This window comes from Photobacterium toruni (genome assembly GCF_024529955.1).
Classification (GTDB): domain Bacteria; phylum Pseudomonadota; class Gammaproteobacteria; order Enterobacterales; family Vibrionaceae; genus Photobacterium; species Photobacterium toruni.
On sequence record NZ_AP024854.1, the window covers coordinates 2,322,112 to 2,345,268 of the forward strand.

Below are 23,157 nucleotides of genomic sequence, written 5' to 3' on the forward strand. Positions count from 1 at the left end.
GTAGTGCTATAACATGTTTTTAATGTCTTCAGGGTTAGTATGGCGAATATCTTTGCCTTGCACAAAATAGATAATATATTCGCAGATATTTTGGCAGCGATCACCAACGCGTTCAATTGAACGTGCAGCCCACATCACCTTCATCACATTAGGAATCGAATTAGGCTCTTCCATCATATAAGTCATCAATTGACGTATAATTGCCTCATATTCACGATCAATACGATCATCTTCTTGATAAACTTCAATCGCAGCTTTGACATCCATTCGAGCAAATGCATCCAATGTTTCATGTAACATTCGCACTGCATGCTGACCTAATGATTCGAGCGAAACTAATAAGTTATACTGTTTATTAGTGAAATTTTCAGACGCCACTTTCGCAATACTTTCAGCCACATCACCAATCCGTTCTAGATCGGTAATGGTTTTGATGATCGCAATCACCAGCCGTAAATCACTCGCTGTCGGCTGACGCTTTGCAATAATACGTGTACACGCTTCATCAATGGCAACTTCCATTGCATTAACTTTATGATCGTCTTTGATCACTCGCTTAGCTAATTCTTCATTCTGCTTATGTAGCGCTTTTAAACTATCAGCTAACTGTTGCTCAACCAAGCCACCCATTGCTAACACATGGGTACGAATGCTTTCTAATTCATGGTTAAACTGACCAGAAATATGGCGGCCAAGGCTAATTGTATTTAACATTCTGTCGTTCCTTAACCATAACGCCCGGTAATATAATCCTCAGTACGTTTTTCTTTAGGAGTAGTAAAAATATCATTAGTGCTGGTATATTCTACTAATTCTCCCATATGCATAAAAGCGGTTTGATCAGAAACTCTCGCTGCTTGTTGCATATTGTGAGTGACAATAATCACGGTATATTTGGCTTTAAGATCATTAATTAACTCTTCAATAGTCAGAGTTGAAATAGGATCCAATGCAGATGTCGGCTCATCTAATAACAGAATTTCAGGTTCAATCGCAATTGCACGCGCAATCACTAATCGTTGCTGTTGCCCGCCAGAAAGACCAAAGGCATTTTCATGCAACCGTCCTTTTACTTCATTCCATAATGCCGCTGAACGTAGTGAGTTTTCAACTGCATCGTCAAGCACGCGGCGATCATTGATCCCTTGCAACCGTAATCCGTACACAACATTTTCATAAATAGATTTAGGAAATGGATTAGGACGTTGAAATACCATTCCTATTTGCCGACGTAAAGCAGCAACATCGACATTTTTATCATACACATTCTGTCCATGAAGCATCACCTTACCATCAATATGACAACCATCAATTAGATCATTCATACGATTAATACAGCTTAGCAAGGTTGATTTACCACAGCCAGAAGGACCAATAAAGGCAGTCACTTGACCTTTAGCAATCCGCATATTGATATTAAATAATGCCTGCGTTTGTCCATAATGTAGATTCAGACCTTCAATTGATAAGGCCGTTTTATCTTCTGCTAATTGCGACAAATCTAATGACTCAAATAACCCTATCGGAGAATGGTCAGTAAAGAGTGAACGATCGTTATACATAGTTGATCTCGTATTATTTATACTCACGGTTATTGCTCTAAAGCGCGGAATTTTTCTCGAAGATAATTACGAATAGCAATTGCAGTTAAGTTTAAACTGATAATAACCGTGACTAATAAAAATGAGGTTGCGTACACTAATGGACGCGCTGCTTCAACATTGGGGCTTTGAAAAGCAACATCATAAATATGATAACCTAAGTGCATAAATTTTCTATCTAGGTGCACATATGGAAAATGCATATCCAATGGTAATGTCGATGCCATTTTTACGACTCCCACCAGCATTAATGGCGCAACTTCACCCGCAGCGCGTGCAACAGCTAAAATAAGCCCTGTCATAATAGCGGGGCTTGCCATTGGTAATACTATTCGCCATAAGGTTTCTGCTTGCGTCGCTCCAAGTGCTAACGAGCCATTACGTATGGAACTCGGTATTCGAGCTAATCCTTCTTCGGTCGAGACAATCACTACTGGTAAGGTCATAATGGCGAGCGTTAATGCTGACCACAAAATGCCGGGAGTACCAAAAGTCGGCGTTGGCAATTGAGCAGAGAAGAACACATCATCGATAGTGCCCCCCACCATATACACAAAAAAACCCAATCCAAACACACCATACACAATTGATGGTACGCCTGCGAGATTGATCACCGCAATACGAATTAAGTTAGTAAAACGATTATTACTGGCATATTCATGTAAATATACGGCGGCAAGAACGCCTAATGGTGTCACCATCACACTCATCAATAGCACCATAAATACGGTACCGAAAATAGCTGGAAATACGCCGCCTTCGGTATTGGCTTCACGTGGAGCTTCAACTAAGAATTTATACACGTGATGCCCCCAATGCTGTAGTTTCTCAAGCCATGACAAATTATTAGGGTGCCATACATCTAAAACTTGCATCATTGGAATAGTAATATTTGCACCATTTTGATCCCGTAACACTAATGCGTCGTTATCTAATTGTCCTTGAAGTGCAAATAACCGATTTTCAATATTTTTATAAATGGTCTGGTAATTAGCTTGCTCACGATCGATACGTAAACCATCAGCTGCCGTCAATTTACCACTTAATTCTAATCGTTTTTTTTCAATTCTTAACCGCTCTAAATGCCAATTAATATTAGCAATTTCGTTACTTTGTAAGGAACGTAATTCAGAGCGTATAAGATTGGCCTGAACTAATGCCGCGGGCAACTGTGATAATAGCTGTGGCTCACCACCTTCAATCACACTCACAGGATAACCATAAAACTTACCATGACTTTCACGCTCAACCACAGCAACATTCTTAGCAATTTGTTGGTGAATAATTTGAGAACTCAATACGGTTAAAAAGTCCAAGGCACCCTGCCCACGATTACCCGTTTTAATTAAATAACGTGGCACACTATCTTGTGTAAAGTGGCTAACATCAACACCAGCGTCAGCAAGTTGATCAACAGGCACCATCGTACGTTGATAAACCTCACCAATCACCACTTGCGGTTTGCCATTGAGATTAACATCAAACTGATACACAGGTGCAGGCCAAAAATAGCTCAAGCCTTTGTAGCCAATTAATAATAATAAACCAAGAACGGCAACCAAGCTCAAGCTGACAGCACCCGCAGTTAACCAAATCCATGGTGAACCAGATTTAAACCATTTAATCATTGCTGTATCACTTATTATAACGAACTGTATTTTGCACGTAGTCGTTGACGAACAACTTCAGCAATCGTATTAAAGACAAAGGTAAAGACAAACAGCACAAAAGCGGCAAGAAATAATACTCGATAATGCGAACTGCCCACTTCTGATTCTGGCATTTCAATTGCAATGGTTGCAGCCAATGTTCGTAAGCCTTGCAGTAAATTCCAATCCATCACTGGCGTATTCCCCGTTGCCATTAACACGATCATGGTTTCACCCACAGCCCGTCCTAACCCCATCATAATGGCTGAAAATATACCTGGACTGGCAGTCAATAATACCACTCTTGTTAAGGTCTGCCATTGGGTTGCCCCTAAAGCTAATGAGCCTTTGGTTAAATGGGCTGGCACTGAGAAAATAGCATCTTCAGCAATAGTGAAAATAGTCGGAATAACCGCAAACCCCATCGCAATACCGACAATAAGGGCATTACGTTGATCATAACCAATACCTAAATGATTATTTAAATACCCTTGTAAATCACCATTGAAAAACTGCGTTTCAACCCATGGACTTAAACCAAAACAGCCATAAGTTACCGCTATAATCACGGGGATTAATAAGGCGATATGAAATCCATTCGGAATACGTGAACGCCATAGCCCCGGTAACATTGACCACCCCCAACCAACGGCAATAATAGTCAATGGTAACAATACGATCCCCAGCGCAATACCGGCTAAATATTGTTCAACAATAGGGGCTAACCATACTCCCGCTAAAAATCCCAAAATAACCGTGGGTAATGCTTCCATCAATTCAACGGTCGGTTTAATCACTCTTCTGACTTTATTTGACATAAAATAAGCGGTATAAATTGAACCAGCAAGTGCTAATGGAATCGCAAAAAACATCGAATAAATCGCTGCTTTAAGCGTCCCAAATACAATTGGCACTAGGCTTAATTTAGGCTCAAACTCATCACTTGCCGATGTTGATTGCCATACATAATCAGGCTCGGCATATCCCTCATACCACACTTTTTGTAATAACGATGATAATCCAATATCAGGATGGGCATTTTTAACTTGATAGCTTTGTAATTGACCATTATCTAGCGTGACTAACAAGTTTGCTTTAGGTGAAATAGCAATATCAGAGGGTACTTGAGTAAAGACTTTATCTTTATATATAACTTTCCGTTCCGCGGTGTAATAAGCCGACGTTGTGCCATCTTTCTGAATAGCAAAAAAACCTTTACGATAATATTCAGGAACGATTTTCACCAACGGACTTGCCGAAAAATGAAATGTTCTCACTCTCATTAACTGACGTTGCCCTTGTTTTACCACCTCAAACCATTGTGAAATCGTATTATCAGAGTTGGTTATCAATAGTGAATTAGCCCCTGATAACAAGGTAATTGACAGCGGTTTACTATTACCTGTAGCAATATTTTCAATCTTACGCAGAAAAGCAGTGCTCGCGGTTAACTTATATAAATATAAATTTGACCCACTCAGCACATACAATGTTTTTCCATCTGGCGTTAATTGGAAATCATCAATGTTAGCGGGAGTATTATTTATCGTAAATCGCTGCTGTTGCCACCCATTAGCCCGTCGCACCACATTCTCTGGCAATAATAAGCTCAACCCATAAAGGTGATTAGTTGCGGTTTTTCCCACGACAACCGTGTGATCATTACGACCCGAAATCGCTATTTGTGTGATCGCCTCACCGTTAGGAGCAAGTGCTAATGGTGTTTGACCAAAAGGAAATTGAATACTTGGTAAGAGCTGTTTCTTTGCCGCCGCAAAAGTAAGCGTAAATTCAGGTTTAACAATCTTAACCTGACCTTGTGCGGTCCCATAAGCGACCATACCATCACGAGGTAAACTTAACCCATATGCCGTTGGATTATTAATAATCGTTTGCTGTTTTAGTATTGTTGCTGGTTGTGACGGTGATTGTAAATCGACAAAAGTAACCTTACCATCATCGCTAAAACGATATGCAACACTATTGCTATCATCTACACCGAGTAATGCGGTTTTATTGGCTACAGATAAAGACAAATGCTGTTGGGGAGTCACTGAAACTGAGGAGAAAATAGGTACAATTACATACAGTAAATAAAAGAAAATCAGCATTAAAGTGATCAAAACAAAAATACCACCCGCCGTCACACCCACTCGAGCTAAGCGATCTTTTCCTCGACGAAAACGGTTTTCTTTCCTTAGTAATGTGCTGGCGTTTGCCATTATGACCTCTAACCTATTTATACGCTCAAAAGTGTATTGCTATTTAATGACAGATTTATGACAAAAACTATTGTGATAATAATTTGAATTGGCTAACACTCCATTTTACAACCATGCTTAAAAAATACTCGTCAAATAAACACCACGATAATCGAATAACGACAAGGACAGACGTAATGAAACAACTGATTGTGACCATTATTGGTAAAGACAAACCAGGGCTTGTAGAACAGCTATCCGATACCGTCTATTTTAATCATGCTAATTGGGTGAGTAGCTCACTTAGTCAGCTTGGTGGTCAGTTCGCTGGTATTATTCATATAGATGTTGCGAGTGAACACATTCAATCACTGCGCCAAGCATTAGCCCATATTGAAGCATTACAAATTCACATCGTAGAAGATCATACTCAACCCCAAATAGCTTATGTCACTCAACACCTCACTGTTACAGGTAATGATCGTCGTGGCATAGTAAAAGAAGTGACATGCCATTTAACCCAATTGGGGATTAATATCGCAAAACTAAAAACCAACACTCAAAGCGCACCTAATTGGGGTTATCCTATTTTTGTGGCTGAATTTCAATTACACACGCCCCTTGAAATAAGTGCTGCTATGATTCAACAACAACTAGAACAATTAGCTGATGATTTAACTATCGATATTGAAACACGCAGCTAAATCAATTAGATGGCATATACTCAAGCAATGTAACGCGAATCATCATGCTTTACCATGCCATTTATACTAATAAATATTATTATTAGTAGTAGTATTGAAATCCTCACTATACCCCTTCATTCTATAATTGAATATTAACAATAAATACAGCATTTATCATGGTAACGTGTTGGTTTTACGCTATTTAAATAACAATGAGAACAGCTATATTATTTACTAAGTTCATCACATCACTAACAAAATAAACATATTATATTTTGATCATTCTAGCTGATGAAAAGATCTAAAAATGAAGTTCATAATCTTACTATTGAAAGATGTATGATTAATAGATACGGTTTAGTGTACCGTCATCCTTAGAGAAAAGTAGCATTATCTTTTTATACCAAAAAATTTAGAGATTCATAGATAACAGATCGTTATTTAAACTAAATTTTAGTCCATCTTCTTACTGTTAGATTAACTATATTTAATTTTTGATATTTTTTTCCGATATATAAAGGATTAAAAACTTTATGGAAAATGAGATTCCCTTGAAATATTTTATAAATTTATCTATTTTAAAAAAAATAACCATATCTTTTATTTTTATTTTTACCTCTCTTTTATTATTATGGTTCATGTCTAACACGCAATTACAAAAAATAAATAAAGAAGTAGGCCGGATTACAAACATATCGATTCCTGGTTTGATACTTGTAAATAATTTTAATAAAAATGTATCAGATCTAAGGAGAGAACAATTTGCCATTTTACTTTATAAAGATACAGGCATAGATAAAAAGAATATTTCTTATTCTAAGATTAAACAATATTATAGTAATATTGATAATATAATTTTCAAATATAGTAAAATTGTATCAGGCACAGATGATAACAATGCTTTTAATGCGCTAATAAAATCATGGAAAAATTATAAGAGTAAAGCCATTGATTTTACAAATAATTATAACAATCCTAATTTATCTGGTGATATATTAGAACATTCATATAAAGATTTTATTGATGTTGAAAATAAAGCTAATTCTTTATATGAAATAAATATAAATTATACAAACAAAAATAGTGAATATATATCAGAAGAAATATCAAGTGCTTCTTATAGTTCAATGTTGAGTTTTTCTCTATTAGCTTTTTTATTGATTATAATTAATATTTTAATTAACCGTCAAATCATCAATCCGTTATCTTCTATATCTAGATTAGCAGAAGAAATATCAAAAGGTAATCTTTCATATAAATTTGACCGTAATGCTATTGCTAATAATGAATTTGGTAAATTAGCAGATATTAGCCTTATAATGAAGGACAACCTTAAAGTTCTTATTGAAGAAATAAGATTACTTGTTATCCAACTTAACTCATCCATTAATGATGTAAGTACTGTTTCAGAGCAGTCATCAGTAGGTATACAAGATCAGCAAAATCAAGTTACATTAATAGCATCAGCAATGGAGCAAATGCGAATTTCTGTTGCGGAAGTCGCTAATAACACTGAAAATTCATCATTATCAGCTAATGATATCAATAATAATGTAAAACAAAGTATTACTGATATTTCTTCAACAATATCACAAATAGAAGAAGCTGCTATTGAAATACATAATGCAGGAGAAATGGTTAGTATTTTAGATAAGGAATCTCAAAATATTAATATGGTTGTTGATGTTATTCGAGGTCTAGCTGATCAAACTAATCTTTTAGCTTTAAATGCAGCAATTGAAGCCGCAAGAGCAGGAGAACAAGGTCGTGGTTTTGCTGTTGTTGCTGATGAAGTTCGAACTTTAGCTGGTAGAACACAAGATTCAACAGGCGAAATTATTTCCATTATTGAAAAATTACAATTAAGTGTAACTTCAGCTAAAGCTATCACTCATAAAAGTGAAATATTAATAAATGGATGTGTAGATAATAGCCATAAAACAGGAAGTGCTATTAAAGCTATTGGCTCACAAGTAAATGGAATGTCTGAACTTAGTTTTCAAATAGCAACTGCTTGTAGTGAGCAAGATTCAGTAACTGAAGCATTAGGAGAGAATATTGAAAATATCAGCAGATCTTCAATAGATGTGGCTAATGGTGCAAAATATATTGCTAAATCTTGTTCTGATATTAACCACTTATCCTTGTCACTACAAAACACAATAAATCGTTTCCAATTAGATTAATCAGCAATCGAATAAGTTTAAAGTTAAGGCTACTTCGGTAGCCTTAACACCAACCTCAATCTTTCAACCCCAACTTCACCATGTTTTCATTCACAATCGCGACAGGTAGCGGAATATAACCATCTTTTTGCACTATATTCTGACCATCACTGGATAATATAAACCGTAAGAATTCTTGCTCCATCGGTGCTAAGGCTTTGTTAGGATGCTTGTTAATGTACAAATACAAATAACGTGATAGCGGATAATTACCGTTGATCGAGTTTTCTACTGTCGCCTCAACATAATCTGTGCCTTCACGGGCAACAGGAATAGCGCGAATGCCCGTGGTTTTATAACCAATACCAGAATAACCAATCGCATTCAATGAGGTTGAAACAGACTGCACCACCGAAGCTGACCCCGGTTGTTCATTAACGTTATTACGAAAATCCCCGCGACATAAGGCACGCTTTTTAAAATCACCATAAGTACCAGAGACTGAATTACGACCAAATAATTGAATATCACGTTGCTGCCAACTATTAGGTAAACCTAATTGCCCCCATTGCGTTATTGGAATTAATGCGCCACAGCGTAAAGTACGTGAATATATTGCATCTAACTGCTCGAAATTAATCCCTTTAAGGGGGTTATCTTCATGAACAAACACCGCTAACGCATCTACCGCGACTTTAATTGCCGTTGGTTTATAGCCGTATTCTTTTTCAAACGCTTCAATTTCTTTAGTTTTCATTTCACGACTCATCGGCCCTAATTGTGCCGTTGCTTCCACTAGCGCTGTTGGAGCAGTTGATGAACCCGAGGTTTGAATTTGAATATTAACGTTTGGGTATTGACGTTTAAAAGCCTCTGTCCAATAAGTCATTAAGTTGGCTAACGTATCAGATCCTACTGACGATAAATTTCCCGAAATACCACTGACTTTATGATATGGCTGCAACTGAGTATCAACCTCAATAGTCGAGGTTGTTGCAGCCATAACAGGTGCTAATGCTGTTACACACCATAAGGTAATAGCACCCAATATCGTCGAAACCATTTTTGTAAGCAAAGTCAGTGGCATCAGGTATCCTTACCCTTTATGAATGATTATGAGTGGTAGTATCTGATAATGTTGTATCAGCCACTAATCGACTTGGTAATGTAAATGAGAAGGTACTGCCATTATCAACTTCACTGTCTATTTCTAAATGTGCGTCATGATGGCTTAGCGCATGTTTAACAATTGCCAACCCTAAACCACTGCCACCGGTCTCACGAGAACGGGCTTTATCTACGCGATAAAAACGTTCAGTTAAGCGATGAATATGTTGTGCCGCAATGCCTTCACCACTGTCAGTCACTTCTAATCGAGGTCCTGTTGGTGAGCGATACCAACGCACATGAATAGCGGCATCATTAGGCGTATGTTTAACGGCGTTATAAACCAAGTTTGAAATGGCGCTGCGAAGTTGATCATTATCACCAAAGACTTTTAAACTGTTATCAACCTCAAAGGTAAATGACTGTTCTTTATTACTGCTAAGTGACATGGCTTCTTTTTCTAAAATATCAAGCATCGCTGGCACATCGACAATTTCTTCTAGCTCAATCGTCGGTGCGGCTTCAATTTTAGATAACGTCAATAATTGCTCAACCAACGCATTCATTCGTGCCAATTGCTCGGTCATCACCCCATGAGCACGATCCCACATTGGTCCCATTAGCATTTCAGGATCTTGTGCCATTTCAAGATATCCTTGTAATACCGTCATTGGCGTACGTAATTCATGCGACACATTGGCAAAGAAATTACGCCGCATGCCTTCCAGTTGTTTTAACTGTGACACATCACGCACCGCCATCAGATATTCCCCTTCAGTGTAACGCATGATCCGCAATTCTAACGTACGGTCATAGTTCATCGGTGAGGTAATTTCTAATGGGGTATCAAACACTTGACGGGAAAGGTAACGTACAAAATCAGGGCTACGTAATAAGTTACTGATAGGTTGACCACTATCGTCAGGCCAGCGTAAACCTAATAGCTGTTGGGCTAATTTATTGCACCATACTATATTGCCTTCACTACGAAACACCACTACCGCATCGGGCAGTGATTCAGCACCATTACGAAAACGGCGAATAAGTGTAGTCAGTTCTTTGCGGCGACGACGGTTTCGCTGTTGTAAGCGATAAATACCATTAAATAACGGCTCCCAACTGCCTGAGCCTGAAGGTGGGGTTAAGCTACGATCTTTCCATAACCAATTCGACATTTTAAGTTGGTTATGAAAATGCCATCCAAGCTGAATCCAACTTGCGATCAATAAAAACCACGGTAGATAACCAAAAATAGCGCCAAGTATCAGCCAAGGTAGATAAAATAATATCAGCTCCCCAACCAACCTTTTCCATGTCAATCTTTCCACAGGTTTACTCCTAGCAGCAACGGAGTCGCTCTGTGGTTCCGTTACGCTATTTTTCTATTCGATAAAACCGACATAACCTTCATTATCATCATAGCCGCATGATAATAATGAAGGTAACAAGTTTGCCACTGCTGGTGTGCACAGTTAAATGTTTACATCCGCGTTGAAAAACGGTATCCCGCCCCACGCACAGTTTGGATCATTTTATCGTGACCACCATTTTCAAGCGCTTTACGTAAACGACGAATATGGACATCAACCGTACGATCTTCAACATAAACATTAGTGCCCCACACATTATTAAGCAATTGTTCACGGCTATAAACACGCTCTTGGTGAGTCATAAAAAAATGCAACATCTTAAACTCAGTCGGGCCCATATCTAACGGCTCATCGGCTGAGGTGACACGATGCGAAACAGGGTCTAACTTTAAACCTTGCACATCAATTACATCATCTAAAGCCGTTGGCGAAGCACGTCGCATAACCGCTTTTAAACGTGCCATTAGCTCTTTTGGTGAAAATGGTTTAGTAATGTAATCATCCGCACCCACTTCAAGACCACGTACTTTATCTTCTTCTTCACCGCGAGCGGTTAACATTACCACTGGAATTTGGCGCGTTAATTCATCGCGCTTAAAGTGCTTAATCAAATTAATGCCAGAGCCTCCAGGTAACATCCAATCCATTAATATTAACTCAGGATATGGCTCACACATTTTGTCTAATGCACTATCGTAATCTTCAGCTTCTATTGCTTGGTATCCATTTTGCTCTAGTACAAAACACAACATTTCGCGAATCGGTGCTTCGTCTTCTACTACAAGAATCCGTCTTGCCATAATAAAATATACCTAGTCGTTTGTTTTCTCTGACATGCATCATTATGTGTGTTCATTATGACACTTTTGTGACTTTTTCAGATAAAGCGCGTTTTAATAAAATCAATAACAATGGCTTAAAATAAGCTTGATGATTGATACTACAACAAAAATAACTCAACAATTAATGGCAATATAATTACCCTTTTATGATAATTTGACTACGTCCACCACCTATGGCTTCTACTGCTACTTGCACTCCAATGCGTTCAACTAAAGTACCAACATGCGAGATGACTCCAATCTGACGTCCATCAGCCTGCAAAGCATCTAAGCAAGCCAATGCCATCTCTAAACTATCAGGATCGAGAGTACCAAAACCTTCATCAATAAACAGTGAACCGAGCTGGCGAGTATCAGCGGCAAGCGATGCTAATGCCAACGCTAACGACAACGATACTAAGAAACTTTCGCCACCAGACAGTGATTCTACACTACGCACTTCATCGCCCATATCATGGTCAATAACCTGTAATGCTAACGGACTACCAGGAACTGGTTGCAGCGCATAACGCGGGGCTAAATCTTGCAAATGTTCATTCGCTGCCAACACTAATTGTTGCAAGGTTAACCCTTGTGCCAAGGTTCTAAATTTATTACCTGTAGCCGAACCTATCAACTCATTCATTTGAAGCCATAGTTCAGTTTGAGTTTGTTGTGTGGCTAATGCGCTGCGAAGATCACCCGCTTGTTGCTCAGCTTGTTCTGCTTGGGCTAATTGTTGGCGTAACTGGAACACCAGATCATCACTGTGCTGTTTTTGAGTCTGCCATTCCACCATCGTTTGTTGTTGTGAACTCACATCATTGCTGATGTCATGATCAGTAAACCAACCTGTCGCTAATTCGACCAACGGCTGATGCTCAACATGTGCTTGCTGACGCTCTGTTAATACCGTTTGGCTAGCAGATAATGTCTGTTCTAGTTGTTTAAGTTCAGCCCGCTGTTGTGGTAACCATGTGTCATCTTTACTCAATAATGCGGTCAGTTCAGATTCAGTCAGTGCTAATTTTTCTAGCCAATTACCCCATGTCTGTTGTAACTGTTGCTGAGCTTGATTCGCTTCCAGTAACTGTTGCGTTGCATGGTGTTTGTGCGCTTCATTTGCCGCCATCGCTTCCGCTAATTGATTCAGTTGCGTTTGCTGTTGCTGTAATTGTTGCTGTTGCTGTTCAATCTCAGTTTTGGCTTTATTTTCAATTACATCTAATGATTGCTCACCAATTAAATCAAGTCGTTGTTGCCAATATTGCGCTTGTTGCTGAGTTAATTGCTGATCTTTATTGGTCATTATCTGCAACTGCTGTTCGCTATGCTCAACCCCACTGATTAACTGCGCTAATACGGGAGCAAGTTCAGCTAACTGCTTTTCAAGCTGCTGTTGTTGGCTAATATTGGTTTGATATTGCGCTATTTGTTGTTCAAGTTCAGCGATAAAGCTATTTTTACCTTGCTGAGATAATGCCGTTAACCACGAATCATCACCGTAAATAGCATTCAATGCCTGCTGTCTTTGTTCGTGAATTTTTTGTTGGCTATCACACTGTGACACTAACGCTTTTTGCTGCTCTTGCGCTTGAGTTTGTTGTTGCGAAAGCTGATGGTAAGTCTCTTTAAACTCTGCTTGTTGCTGAACTAACTGCTGGATTTGTTGTTGCTGCAACTTAACCTCGGCGATCAGTTTTTTACGCTGCTCTCCTTGAGTTTTAATTATCTGCATTTGCGCTGTTGCATCATCAATAGCTTGTGACCAATTAGCCTGATAATGTGCCAACTGAGCCACATCACTCATGTTTGATAAGCTAATTTCATCTAACGTTATTGCACTAAGATCAAGCGCCATTAAGTCAGACCAATGGCATTGCTGCTGACTGACTAATGTTTGAATATTAAGATTAAGCCCATCGATATCTTGAGCTAATTCGGTTTGAGTATGTTGATCTTGAGTAATCGTTTGAGTGAGTTGACGTTGCTCAGCATAAGTATCTTGCAATTGCTGAGCTAACTGCTGTAATCGTTGCTGTTGTTGGCTAATAATGGTGGCAACTTGCGGATTATGTTGCTGGTATGGGTGTTCAAGTGCACCACATAATGGACACGCTTCGCCCTCAACCAATTGCTCACGATAATCGATTAGATTCATCACCGCACGGGTTTGAGTTAGCTGATGATCAACTTCTTTATGTTGTGCGTCTAATTGTAATAACTCGGGAGCTAACGCCGTTAAACGCTGCTGATTATTGGCAAGCGTTACCACTAATGCTTGCTGTTGTAACTGTAATTTATCCCGCTGCTGTAGCTGTCCATGCCACTTATCTAAGCCGTATAAACCGTCTTTTAATTTACTATTACACTGTTGGTAAGCACTATAATCCTGACGTTGTCGATCTTGCATTTGTTCTAATTGAGCAAGATCATGTACTGCAACTTGTGCTGTTAACTGTTGCTGTTGCAATGCTAAACCTGATAGTTGTGATTCTAATTCAGTTTGTTGGTTAATAATTGTTGTGAGCGTAATTTGACGCTGTTTGATATCCGTTTGCCATTGAGCAATATCAGTTTGTGCTTGCTGAAATTGCTCAATATTATCTTTGATCGCGTTATGCTGTTCGGCTAATGCTTTCACCGCTTGCGTTGTTTCTAACTCAACCTCCAGCTGCTGATACTGTTGTTGTGAGGTTTGTTGTTGCTGTTGCTGCGTTAACCATTGCGATCTTTTAAGCGCTAACTCATTAGTTAACAGTGAAATTTGTTTTTGTAATTCATCACGTTGCAGTTGTAAACCAGACCGTTGTTGTTCAATAGTAGCGGCTTGCTTTAGTTTTGGTTCTAACGCATTAAAAGCTTGTTGTTTTTGACTCAATAGCTGCTGGTATTGATCTGTAGTTGCTTGTAATTGCGCTTGTTGATGATGGTTATCTTTTAAAGTAGCACTACTTTGTAGCTCGGTTGCTGCCCACTTAATCACTTGCTGCTTAGCTTGTGCTAATAACGTAAAATCACCACGGGCAGGTAAAGCTTGTTCATATTGTTGCAACGCTATATAACGCGGCGCGGCTTGTTGCTGAATTAACTCTGCTTGCTGTAACTGTTGTTCACCCTCAACAATTCGCAGCTGTAATTTTGCTGCGGTTAACATGACATTCTGATGCTGTTTTAAGTGTTCAAGCTGTTGTTGCTGAGTGTTAACTTGCTGACGTACAACCTCTAACTGACTATTTAATGCCAATTTTTGCTCATCTGTTAATAGCGCTACATCGCCAAGCTTATCTTGCAACTGAACCAGCTTTTGTTTTTCCTCAGTGGCACGTTTATAAGCGGCAATTGATAACCGCCCGTAAATTTCACCGCCCGTCATGCGCTCAAGTAAGGTTGCTCGCTCATCAGCCCCTGCTTTTAAAAAGGCAGCAAACTCCCCTTGAGGTAACATCACAGCGCGACGGAACTGATCAAAGCTGAGCCCAATTAAACGTTCTATTTCAGCTTGGAGTTCTTGTTTTTTACCCGCAAAACGTTGTCCTGTTTCAATGTTTTCTAACCATTGTTCAGCTGCTTGCATTTTACCTTCAGCGCGACCTCGAGCACGGCGCACTTGCCAATGAGTACGCCAATGCGAGCCATCATTGGCAATAAAATCCACTTCAGCAAAGCCTTCAGCTTTACCGCGCGATAAAATACTACGCACATCATTGGCTTTAATGCGATTATCGTCATCATCACGCCCGATTTCGGCATCATTTTTTTTATTGGATTGTAGCCGAGGAATACGATCATATAACGCTAAACAAATCGCATCGAGCAAGGTTGATTTACCCGCGCCAGTTTTACCCGTGATCGCAAATAAGCCCGCTTCGCCCAAGCGTCCACCAGCAAAATCAATCTCAAATTTGGTCTGTAGACTGGCTAAATTCTCACCACGCAGTGCAAGTATCTTCATGTTATTATTCTCTATTATTATTGTTGTTCTTCAACTTGCACTAATAAGCTTTCAAACGCTGCGGTCATTGCAGCATCAGGCTCACCATCGTATTTTTTATTCCAGCTCAGAGAAAAGACTTGTTGTGGTGATACCTCTGATAAACGTTGGTGCTGCAAGCCATGTTGCTGTTCTGGATGTTGATAATGCGGAGTAATTTTCGCGAGCCGTACTGATTTTCCTTCCAGCGCTTGCAATACTTTTTCACGTAATAAAGCTTGAGGCTTATCAAGCAGTACATGCACTTCTAAAAATGGTTGTTGCTCTCGTGGTAACTCTTCATCAGGTAGCGCTTTAAGTGCCACTAACACTTCATCCAATAGCATCGGTTTCGTTGGCACTTTTAACATATCAACACTACGCGGAATGGTGATGGGCTCAATGTTAGTAACATCAGTACCCTCTAATTCAACCACTACGATTTGATGGCTATAATTACGCTCAGCCATTGATAATGGAATGGGTGAGCCGCAATAACGTACATGTTCTTGCTTAGCCACTTTTTGAGCCAAGTGCAAATGACCAAGAGCAACATAACTGACATCATCGGCAAAAATCGTCGCTGGAAGCGCATGTTGATTACCGCCTAATACTCGTCGCTCAGACATTTCAGAAATTTTTCCTGATGCCATATACACGTGACCCATACCAATTAACGCTTGCTGAGGCTGTTTTCGCTCACGGGCAACGGCAGTCATTTCTGCATACAACACCTCAACGCCTTTAATCAGTCGATCATCAGTTTCAGTTAAATTTTCAGTGCGTAAATCGGCGCTACGTAAAAATGGCACCGCTAATACCCATGCAGCCTGTTCACCATCAGCATTGGTTAATGGTACTAACATGCGTTCGCAATCTAATTCACCGTTGTCTAATCGATGAATGCCGCCAACTAAATGTAGATCAAAGGCTTTTAATAACGCTTGAGGCGCATCGAGTTTACTTGGTGAATCGTGGTTACCACCGATCATCACCACATCTAATTTGGGTAGTGTTTTAGCTAACCGCGCTAAAAACCGATATAACATTTCCCACGCACTGGCGGCAGGGTTGGCAGTATCAAAAATATCACCCGCCACTAATAAAGCATCCGCTTGTTGCTGCTCAAGCGTATCAGCAAGCCAATCTAAAAATGCTTGGTGTTCAGTTGCACGACTATAGCCATGTAATTGATGACCAAGATGCCAATCAGAAGTATGGATAATTTTCATAATAGGAATAACACGACCAAGCCAGAAATAATCATTCGATTGTACCGTGTGAACTCGTAACAACACAGATATTTGATAGCTAACCACCAGTAATCATAACAAAACGTTATTATTTTAATAAATATTGATAATTTTATATTATTTTAAAATTCACCTAAGATTATTCCAACGAAACAAAACCACTTAATCATCAGTATCGAAGGTAAATTATGAAAATGAATCACGTAGGCATCATGGTTGGCGATATGGATACCGCTGTTGAGTTTTATACTAAAGCACTTGGTCTTGATGTGGTTATGGGTAATACCAAAGTAACAGAAGAGCGTGAAACCGCGATTGGTAGAATGTGTATTGCCGTCTTTGGCGAAGGCTTTAAAGGTTTCAATATTGCCCATTTATTAACGCAAGATGGTATCGGCTTTGAACTGTTTGAAATGAAAGACCGTCAACAACGCCATGAGGTTGATTTCTCTCGCATTGGTATTTTCCATTTCTGCCTTCAAACCGATGACTTTCATGGTGTTATTGCTCGAACTGAACAATATGGCGGTAAAGTGCGTATGGATATCATGCGTTATCACCCTGAAGATGAAAACAACACCTCACAAATGGTTTATTTAGAAGACCCATTTGGTAACTTATTTGAACTTTACTCACATACTTATGAAGAAACTTATTCTGCGAAGTATGAATAATATTTTTAAGCGCAAGGATTGGTGTACTTGCCAATCCTTGCAACAATCACAAACGTCACTTAGTAATTTGCAGTGGTTGGGTTAAGATAGCCTCCCAACTGTTTACCCTAGGAAGTGTGACTAGCATGATGTGGTTTAAAAATATACTGACTTACCGTTTTACGCGTGAGATTGACTTAAATGCAGACCAAATAGAAAAACAGCTGGAAGAATTCCGCTTTACCCCGTGTGGTAGCCAAGACATTCAAAAATTTGGCTGGGCACATGCTCTGGGCAAGCATGGCGATATGTTTACCCATGTCTCTGGTGACAACATTTTAATTTGCGCTCGCAAAGAAGAAAAAATGCTGCCAGCGTCAGTGATCAAAGAATCATTGAACAACAAAATTGAAATGCAGGAAAAAGATCTTGGTCGTAAACTGAAAAAGACAGAGAAAGACACCCTGAAAGATGAAATCGTGATGGATTTATTACCTCGCGCATTCAGTCGTCAACATCAAACGTACGCGTTGATCATGCCTAAATTAGGCTACATTGTGGTTGATGCGGGTACCTACAAAAAAGCCGAAGATGTATTAGCATTATTACGTAAATCTATCGGTAGCTTACCTGTTGTGCCTGTTGTGCCTGAAAAACCATTGGCATTGACTCTAACCGAATGGGTTCGTAGCAACCAATCACCACAAGGTTTTACTATTGGTGAAGAAGCTGAATTTAAAGCGGTTGAAGAAGACGGTGGTGTGATCCGCTGTAAACAGCAAGATTTAAATTGTGATGAAATTCTTGCGCACATTGAAGCCAATAAAGTAGTTACTAAACTGGCGCTGAATTGGCAAGATCGTATCGATTTCATTTTAGCGGATGACTTAACTGTTAAACGCCTTAAATTTTCAGATGAAATTAAAGATCAAAACGAAGATATCGACCGTGAAGATATGGCACAACGCATTGATGCTGACTTGTCATTAATGGGCGGTGAGTTCTCGGTATTTTTACCTAACCTATTTGATGTTATCGGCGGCTTAGAAAATAAAGGTTAATCTCTATATTTTCGAGATTAAGCTTTCAGCTATATAAGTATTGCTTAAATAACAAAAACAGCCGTCAGGTGTTAACACATAACGGCTGTTTTACTCTTTTACTCTTTTACTCTTTTACTCTTTTACTGATAATAATTCGTTCGTTATAAACATCTATCAGTGTTACATGCTCATTCCCATCCCTGCATTGGCTTTTTTACCTAATCGGTAATACCAAATAGAAACAGGAATAAAGATAAGGTTCATCACGGTAGTGAAGTTCAAACCAAAGCCTGATTGATTTAATGCACGTACTGTTTGATCAGCGGTAACCCAACCAAAGCCATTAAAGATCGCATCAACACACAAACCAGTAAATAGAATCGCAACGAATAATAAGCCAACCATCCATTTTGTTGGGCGTTTACCGTAATATTTTTGATAAACACGAATCATTGGAATAGTTAATACATCCGATAAAATAAAGCCAATCACGCCACCAAATGAAATACCACCATGCCACAATGCTGCCGCTAAAATCAGATTACCGACTGAACAAACATAAGCAATCATTGCCACAAAAATACCAATGATCACATCAAGCAAAGAATGTAACCACACGGGTAAACCAGCATCATTACTAATAAACAGATCACGCCAGCCATCTTGAGGCATTAATGCAATTAAAATTGAAGATACCACAACCCCAATTAGAATCTCTTTACCAATCATGGCAATATCCATTTGGAAGAAACCCGCAGACTTCGTGATTTTTTCCATAGTGGCAGATTGAGGTTCAGTTGCCATATCCATCTTCATCGCTGAGTGATCGTCAGATTTCATCTTTGACATATCCATGCCGCAATCACTGTCATCAGACTTCATCTTTGACATGTCCATGCCGCAATCGCTGTCATCAGACTTCATCTTTGACATGTCCATGCCGCAATCGCTGTCATCAGATTTCATCTTTGACATGTCCATGCCGCAATCGCTGTCATCAGACTTCATCTTTGACATGTCCATGCCGCAATCGCTGTCATCAGACTTCATCTTAGACATGTCCATGCCGCAATCGCTGTCATCAGCCTTCATCTTAGACATGTCCATGCCGCAATCACCATGATCACCACTCATTTCAGACATGTCCATACCACAACTGGCTTTTTGGGGTTGAGCATTTAAAAGATGTTGACGCAATTCTTGTTCAACGTCTTTTGGATAAAATCGACTAAATAAAAATCCAACCGTCGCAATTAAAATTAAGCCACCAATTATCTCACCCCATAAAAACGTCCAGCCCATTAACGCAACTAAGACAATGAACATCTCAACAATCAAATTAGTACTTGAAACTAAAAATGCCATTGCGTTAGCAACAGTCGCTTTTTTGGTAAGTAAGGTATGAGACAATGATGCAGCAGCATATGAACATGATGATGACACCATACCTAAAAAGGTAGTAAAACTTAAACTCACTACGGTCGTTTTACCTAAGTGCTTAACCACACTTGAAACAGGTAATAAATTACGTATCCATGATGACAGTATTAAACCAAATGCCAATGGCCAAAAAATTTGCCAAACCATATTCCCAAATGTAGAAAACAGATGAATAATCAATCCACCAATATCTTGTCCTATCATATATACCTTCCTATACATATCATCATTAACTAATAGCAACATTGTGCAAACATTTCTCACATGTTGCCCTAAAATATAACCAATGTATTTAATGCATACTAAGTATGTATTTTAGTACATTAACTCAACAATTAAATCCAACTATTGCCATTGAAAATAGCTCTAAATAGTCACCAACACTGGTATCAATTGATGAAGTAAACCATTATTTTCAAGAAAATTGGTAATGTGGGAATGAAAAACGTAGAATCTCGCCTCCTCCCTGTAGCACTAGGTGTTATAGGCTGATTTGGAATCAGACATCTAAAGAGAATTGAATAATGTTTAAACCAGAATTACTATCTCCAGCGGGTAGCCTTAAAAATATGCGTTACGCCTTTGCCTATGGTGCAGATGCTGTTTATGCCGGCCAACCACGTTACAGCCTTCGCGTTCGTAATAATGAATTCAATCTAGATAACCTTAAAATTGGTATCGATGAAGCGCATGCTCAAGGTAAAAAGCTGTATGTGGTTTGTAATATTCAACCACATAACTCAAAGCTTAAAACCTTTATTCGTGATTTAAAGCCAATTGTCGATATGGGTCCGGATGCACTTATCATGTCAGATCCAGGTCTAATCATGATGGTTCGTGAAGCATTTCCTGAAGTAGTAATTCACCTTTCAGTACAAGCTAATGCCGTTAACTGGGCAACCGTTAAATTCTGGGCTAGCCAAGGTGTTGAGCGTGTCATTCTGTCTCGTGAACTATCACTAGAAGAAATCGAAGAAATTCGTGAGCACTGCCCTGATACTGAACTAGAAATCTTTGTTCATGGCGCACTTTGTATGGCTTATTCTGGTCGTTGTTTGCTATCTGGCTACATCAACAAACGCGATCCGAACCAAGGCACATGCACTAACTCATGCCGTTGGGAATACAAAGTAGAAAAAGCCGTCGAGAACGATTCAGGTCAAATCATAGAAGCTCAAGATGCGATTCAAATTCAAGAAATTGAAGAGCGTCCAAACAATACATTGGGTCTTGGTAAGCCAATTGATGATGTTGTATTGCTAAGTGAATCTCACCGTCCTGAAGAAAAAATGGCAGCATTTGAAGATGAGCATGGTACTTACATCATGAACTCTAAAGATCTTCGTGCGGTACAGCATGTTGAGCGCCTAACTAAAATGGGTGTGCACTCGCTAAAAATTGAAGGTCGTACTAAATCGTTCTACTACTGTGCTCGTACAGCACAAGTTTACCGTAAAGCGATTGATGATGCCGTTGCGGGTAAACCATTTGATGATTCATTACTTGGTACATTAGAAAGCCTAGCGCACCGTGGTTATACTGAAGGTTTCCTTCGTCGCCATACTCATGATGCTTACCAAAATTATGATTACGGTTACTCAATTTCAGAAACTCAACAATTTGTGGGTGAGTTTACAGGTAAACGCCGTGGCGACCTTGCTGAAGTTGAAGTGAAGAATAAATTCATTGTTGGTGACAGCCTTGAAGTTATGACACCACAAGGTAACGTTATCTTCAAACTTGAAACCATGGAAAACCGTAAATCAGAAGTGATTGATGATGCTAAAGGTAATGGTCACTTTGTGTTTATTCCAATGCCATCAGATATGGATCTCGATTTTGGTCTATTGATGCGTAATTTAAGTAACGGTGAAGATACTCGTAACCCACACGCACCTAAAGACGGTAAATAAGCACTATGGCACTGCTCATTACAACTAAATGCATTAACTGTGATATGTGTGATCCTGAATGCCCCAATGAGGCAATCACCATGGGCGATGAATTTTATGAAATCGACCCTGATCGCTGCACAGAATGTAAAGGGCACTATGATAAGCCAACCTGTCAGTCAGTTTGTCCTATTACCAATTGCATTATTACGGATCCTGAGCATATCGAATCAGATGACGAACTACTTGAAAAGTTTGTTACTCTCCAAGGTCTAGCTTAGTTTTCAGTAATAAACCGCATAAAAAAAGCGCCGCTCAGTTAACTGGGTGGCGCTTTTTTATTTAATACTTAATTTATAACAAATTAGCCCAACACTAACTTTTTAACACCGTCGCACACATCGCTGGCAAAACTTTTTTCGGTTTTGGTTTCGGCTTTACATTGGTAAGCGGTTTTGTGACCTCTGGAGCTTTATAATTTGGTGACCACGAGGCAAGTTCAGTCCCACAGCCATCCCCCTCAGGTGGCGGCGTTTGCGGCTTACAAGTAGTACTTCCTTCTGGGCAATTTAAGCGCACATGAAAATGATAGTAATGGCCAAACCAAGGTCGAACTTTACTTAACCAATCACGCTGCTTCCATTGTGTTTTACATAATTGCTGCTTGATCACAGGATGAACAAAAATACGTGCAACACGATCATCACTAGCAGCAAGTTGAATTAATTGCGCTTGTTTTATGCTCCAGTTTTTTTCAATAATTTTATACTTATTTACATCAACCATTGGTAACGCTGATACTGTTTTTAGTTGTTTAGCTGTTAATGGTTTTTCAGGTATACGTAACCAAATATCAGCATCTAATCCAGTTTGATGGCTAGCATGGCCTGATGAAAAACGCCCACCACGTGGCATAGCAATATCACCCACCAGCACGTTACCAATATTTAATTGCTGTGATTGCTGCATTAATTGCTGCAAAAAAACAATCATTTCACTATGGCCATAATAACGTCCACGTTCTGAACGTATAACTTGATAGCCATCACCTTGCAGCGGTAAACGCTCACCACCAGCAAGACAACCGTTCGCGTATGAACCAATCGAATTTGAATCACCATGACTTGGATTTTTTACTTTTTCCCATGGTGTTGCCATTACATTCTGGCTTATACAAGTAAGTATCAAACCTGTAATTATCATCCTTAACACATTATTCTTCCTTTTTATCATCGGTAACACTAATAATAACGTAACCTTTAGACGATGCAAAATTCATCCACTAAAAATTAAGCGTTGGCTT

General features: G+C 39.2%; 17 protein-coding genes. 6 read left to right on the top strand and 11 right to left on the bottom strand.

The annotated features are described in order from the left end of the window. Positions 1-6 precede the first annotated feature (6 nt). From phoU to OC457_RS11030, 4 genes are read right to left on the bottom strand one after another with little or no spacing between them, the layout of a single operon-like run. On the bottom strand, positions 7-714 hold the full coding sequence (gene phoU / locus OC457_RS11015; RefSeq protein ID WP_080175770.1) for a phosphate signaling complex protein PhoU: 708 nt from the start codon (positions 712-714) through the stop codon (positions 7-9). 11 nt (positions 715-725) lie between these two features. After that, positions 726-1,562 (bottom strand): phosphate ABC transporter ATP-binding protein PstB, encoded by an 837-nt coding sequence (gene pstB / locus OC457_RS11020; RefSeq protein WP_080175771.1) that lies wholly within the window; start codon positions 1,560-1,562, stop codon positions 726-728. Between the two features lie 29 nt (positions 1,563-1,591). Beyond that, positions 1,592-3,229, bottom strand: a complete 1,638-nt coding sequence (gene pstA, locus OC457_RS11025) for a phosphate ABC transporter permease PstA (protein ID WP_080175772.1) — start codon at positions 3,227-3,229, stop codon at positions 1,592-1,594. A gap of 14 nt (positions 3,230-3,243) precedes the next feature. Further along, positions 3,244-5,472 carry an ABC transporter permease subunit gene (locus OC457_RS11030; RefSeq protein ID WP_080175773.1) on the bottom strand — a complete coding sequence of 743 codons (2,229 nt, stop codon included), beginning with the start codon at positions 5,470-5,472 and terminating at the stop codon, positions 3,244-3,246. Between the two features lie 176 nt (positions 5,473-5,648). Here OC457_RS11030 and OC457_RS11035 point away from each other — a divergent pair, with 176 nt between their 5' ends. Together OC457_RS11035 and OC457_RS11040 are read left to right on the top strand one after the other, a co-directional pair. Then, positions 5,649-6,155, top strand: a complete 507-nt coding sequence (locus OC457_RS11035; protein ID WP_080175774.1) for a glycine cleavage system protein R — start codon at positions 5,649-5,651, stop codon at positions 6,153-6,155. Positions 6,156-6,670: 515 nt separating this feature from the next. Beyond that, positions 6,671-8,323, top strand: a complete 1,653-nt coding sequence (locus OC457_RS11040; RefSeq protein ID WP_080175775.1) for a methyl-accepting chemotaxis protein — start codon at positions 6,671-6,673, stop codon at positions 8,321-8,323. A 55-nt stretch (positions 8,324-8,378) separates the two neighbouring features. Here the strand turns inward: OC457_RS11040 and OC457_RS11045 are convergent, their stop codons facing one another. The 5 genes from OC457_RS11045 to OC457_RS11065 form a co-directional block, all read right to left on the bottom strand. Next, positions 8,379-9,305, bottom strand: a complete 927-nt coding sequence (locus OC457_RS11045) for a PstS family phosphate ABC transporter substrate-binding protein (RefSeq protein WP_235866978.1) — start codon at positions 9,303-9,305, stop codon at positions 8,379-8,381. Between the two features lie 100 nt (positions 9,306-9,405). Then, positions 9,406-10,737, bottom strand: coding sequence for a phosphate regulon sensor histidine kinase PhoR (gene phoR, locus OC457_RS11050; RefSeq protein WP_080175776.1), 1,332 nt, complete (start codon positions 10,735-10,737; stop codon positions 9,406-9,408). A gap of 152 nt (positions 10,738-10,889) precedes the next feature. After that, positions 10,890-11,579 (bottom strand): phosphate regulon transcriptional regulator PhoB, encoded by a 690-nt coding sequence (gene phoB, locus OC457_RS11055; RefSeq protein ID WP_080175777.1) that lies wholly within the window; start codon positions 11,577-11,579, stop codon positions 10,890-10,892. Positions 11,580-11,757: 178 nt separating this feature from the next. After that, on the bottom strand, positions 11,758-15,555 hold the full coding sequence (locus OC457_RS11060) for an AAA family ATPase (RefSeq protein ID WP_080175778.1): 3,798 nt from the start codon (positions 15,553-15,555) through the stop codon (positions 11,758-11,760). A gap of 17 nt (positions 15,556-15,572) precedes the next feature. Continuing rightward, complete coding sequence (locus OC457_RS11065) at positions 15,573-16,805, bottom strand: exonuclease SbcCD subunit D C-terminal domain-containing protein (RefSeq protein ID WP_080175799.1); 1,233 nt, start codon at positions 16,803-16,805, stop codon at positions 15,573-15,575. 209 nt (positions 16,806-17,014) lie between these two features. On the opposite strand from OC457_RS11065, the gene OC457_RS11070 reads away from it, so the two are divergent. Together OC457_RS11070 and rdgC are read left to right on the top strand one after the other, a co-directional pair. Continuing rightward, on the top strand, positions 17,015-17,500 hold the full coding sequence (locus tag OC457_RS11070) for a VOC family protein (protein ID WP_080175779.1): 486 nt from the start codon (positions 17,015-17,017) through the stop codon (positions 17,498-17,500). A 128-nt stretch (positions 17,501-17,628) separates the two neighbouring features. Next, positions 17,629-18,540 (top strand): recombination-associated protein RdgC, encoded by a 912-nt coding sequence (rdgC, locus tag OC457_RS11075; protein ID WP_210436103.1) that lies wholly within the window; start codon positions 17,629-17,631, stop codon positions 18,538-18,540. 162 nt (positions 18,541-18,702) lie between these two features. On the opposite strand, the gene OC457_RS11080 is transcribed toward rdgC, so the two are convergent. Then, positions 18,703-20,166 carry a permease gene (locus tag OC457_RS11080; RefSeq protein ID WP_080175781.1) on the bottom strand — a complete coding sequence of 488 codons (1,464 nt, stop codon included), beginning with the start codon at positions 20,164-20,166 and terminating at the stop codon, positions 18,703-18,705. 320 nt (positions 20,167-20,486) lie between these two features. On the opposite strand from OC457_RS11080, the gene trhP reads away from it, so the two are divergent. Next, the gene (gene trhP, locus OC457_RS11085) at positions 20,487-21,875 is read left to right on the top strand and encodes a prephenate-dependent tRNA uridine(34) hydroxylase TrhP (protein ID WP_080175782.1); all 1,389 of its coding nucleotides are present in this window, start codon (positions 20,487-20,489) and stop codon (positions 21,873-21,875) included. Positions 21,876-21,880: 5 nt separating this feature from the next. Next, a complete protein-coding gene (locus OC457_RS11090; protein WP_080175783.1) occupies positions 21,881-22,135 on the top strand; it encodes a YfhL family 4Fe-4S dicluster ferredoxin in 255 nt (84 codons plus the stop codon). Between the two features lie 94 nt (positions 22,136-22,229). Here OC457_RS11090 and mepA read toward each other — a convergent pair whose 3' ends face one another. Continuing rightward, positions 22,230-23,012: a penicillin-insensitive murein endopeptidase gene (mepA, locus tag OC457_RS11095; protein ID WP_256383167.1), complete on the bottom strand. Its 783-nt coding sequence runs from the start codon at positions 23,010-23,012 to the stop codon at positions 22,230-22,232. Positions 23,013-23,157: the final 145 nt, after the last annotated feature.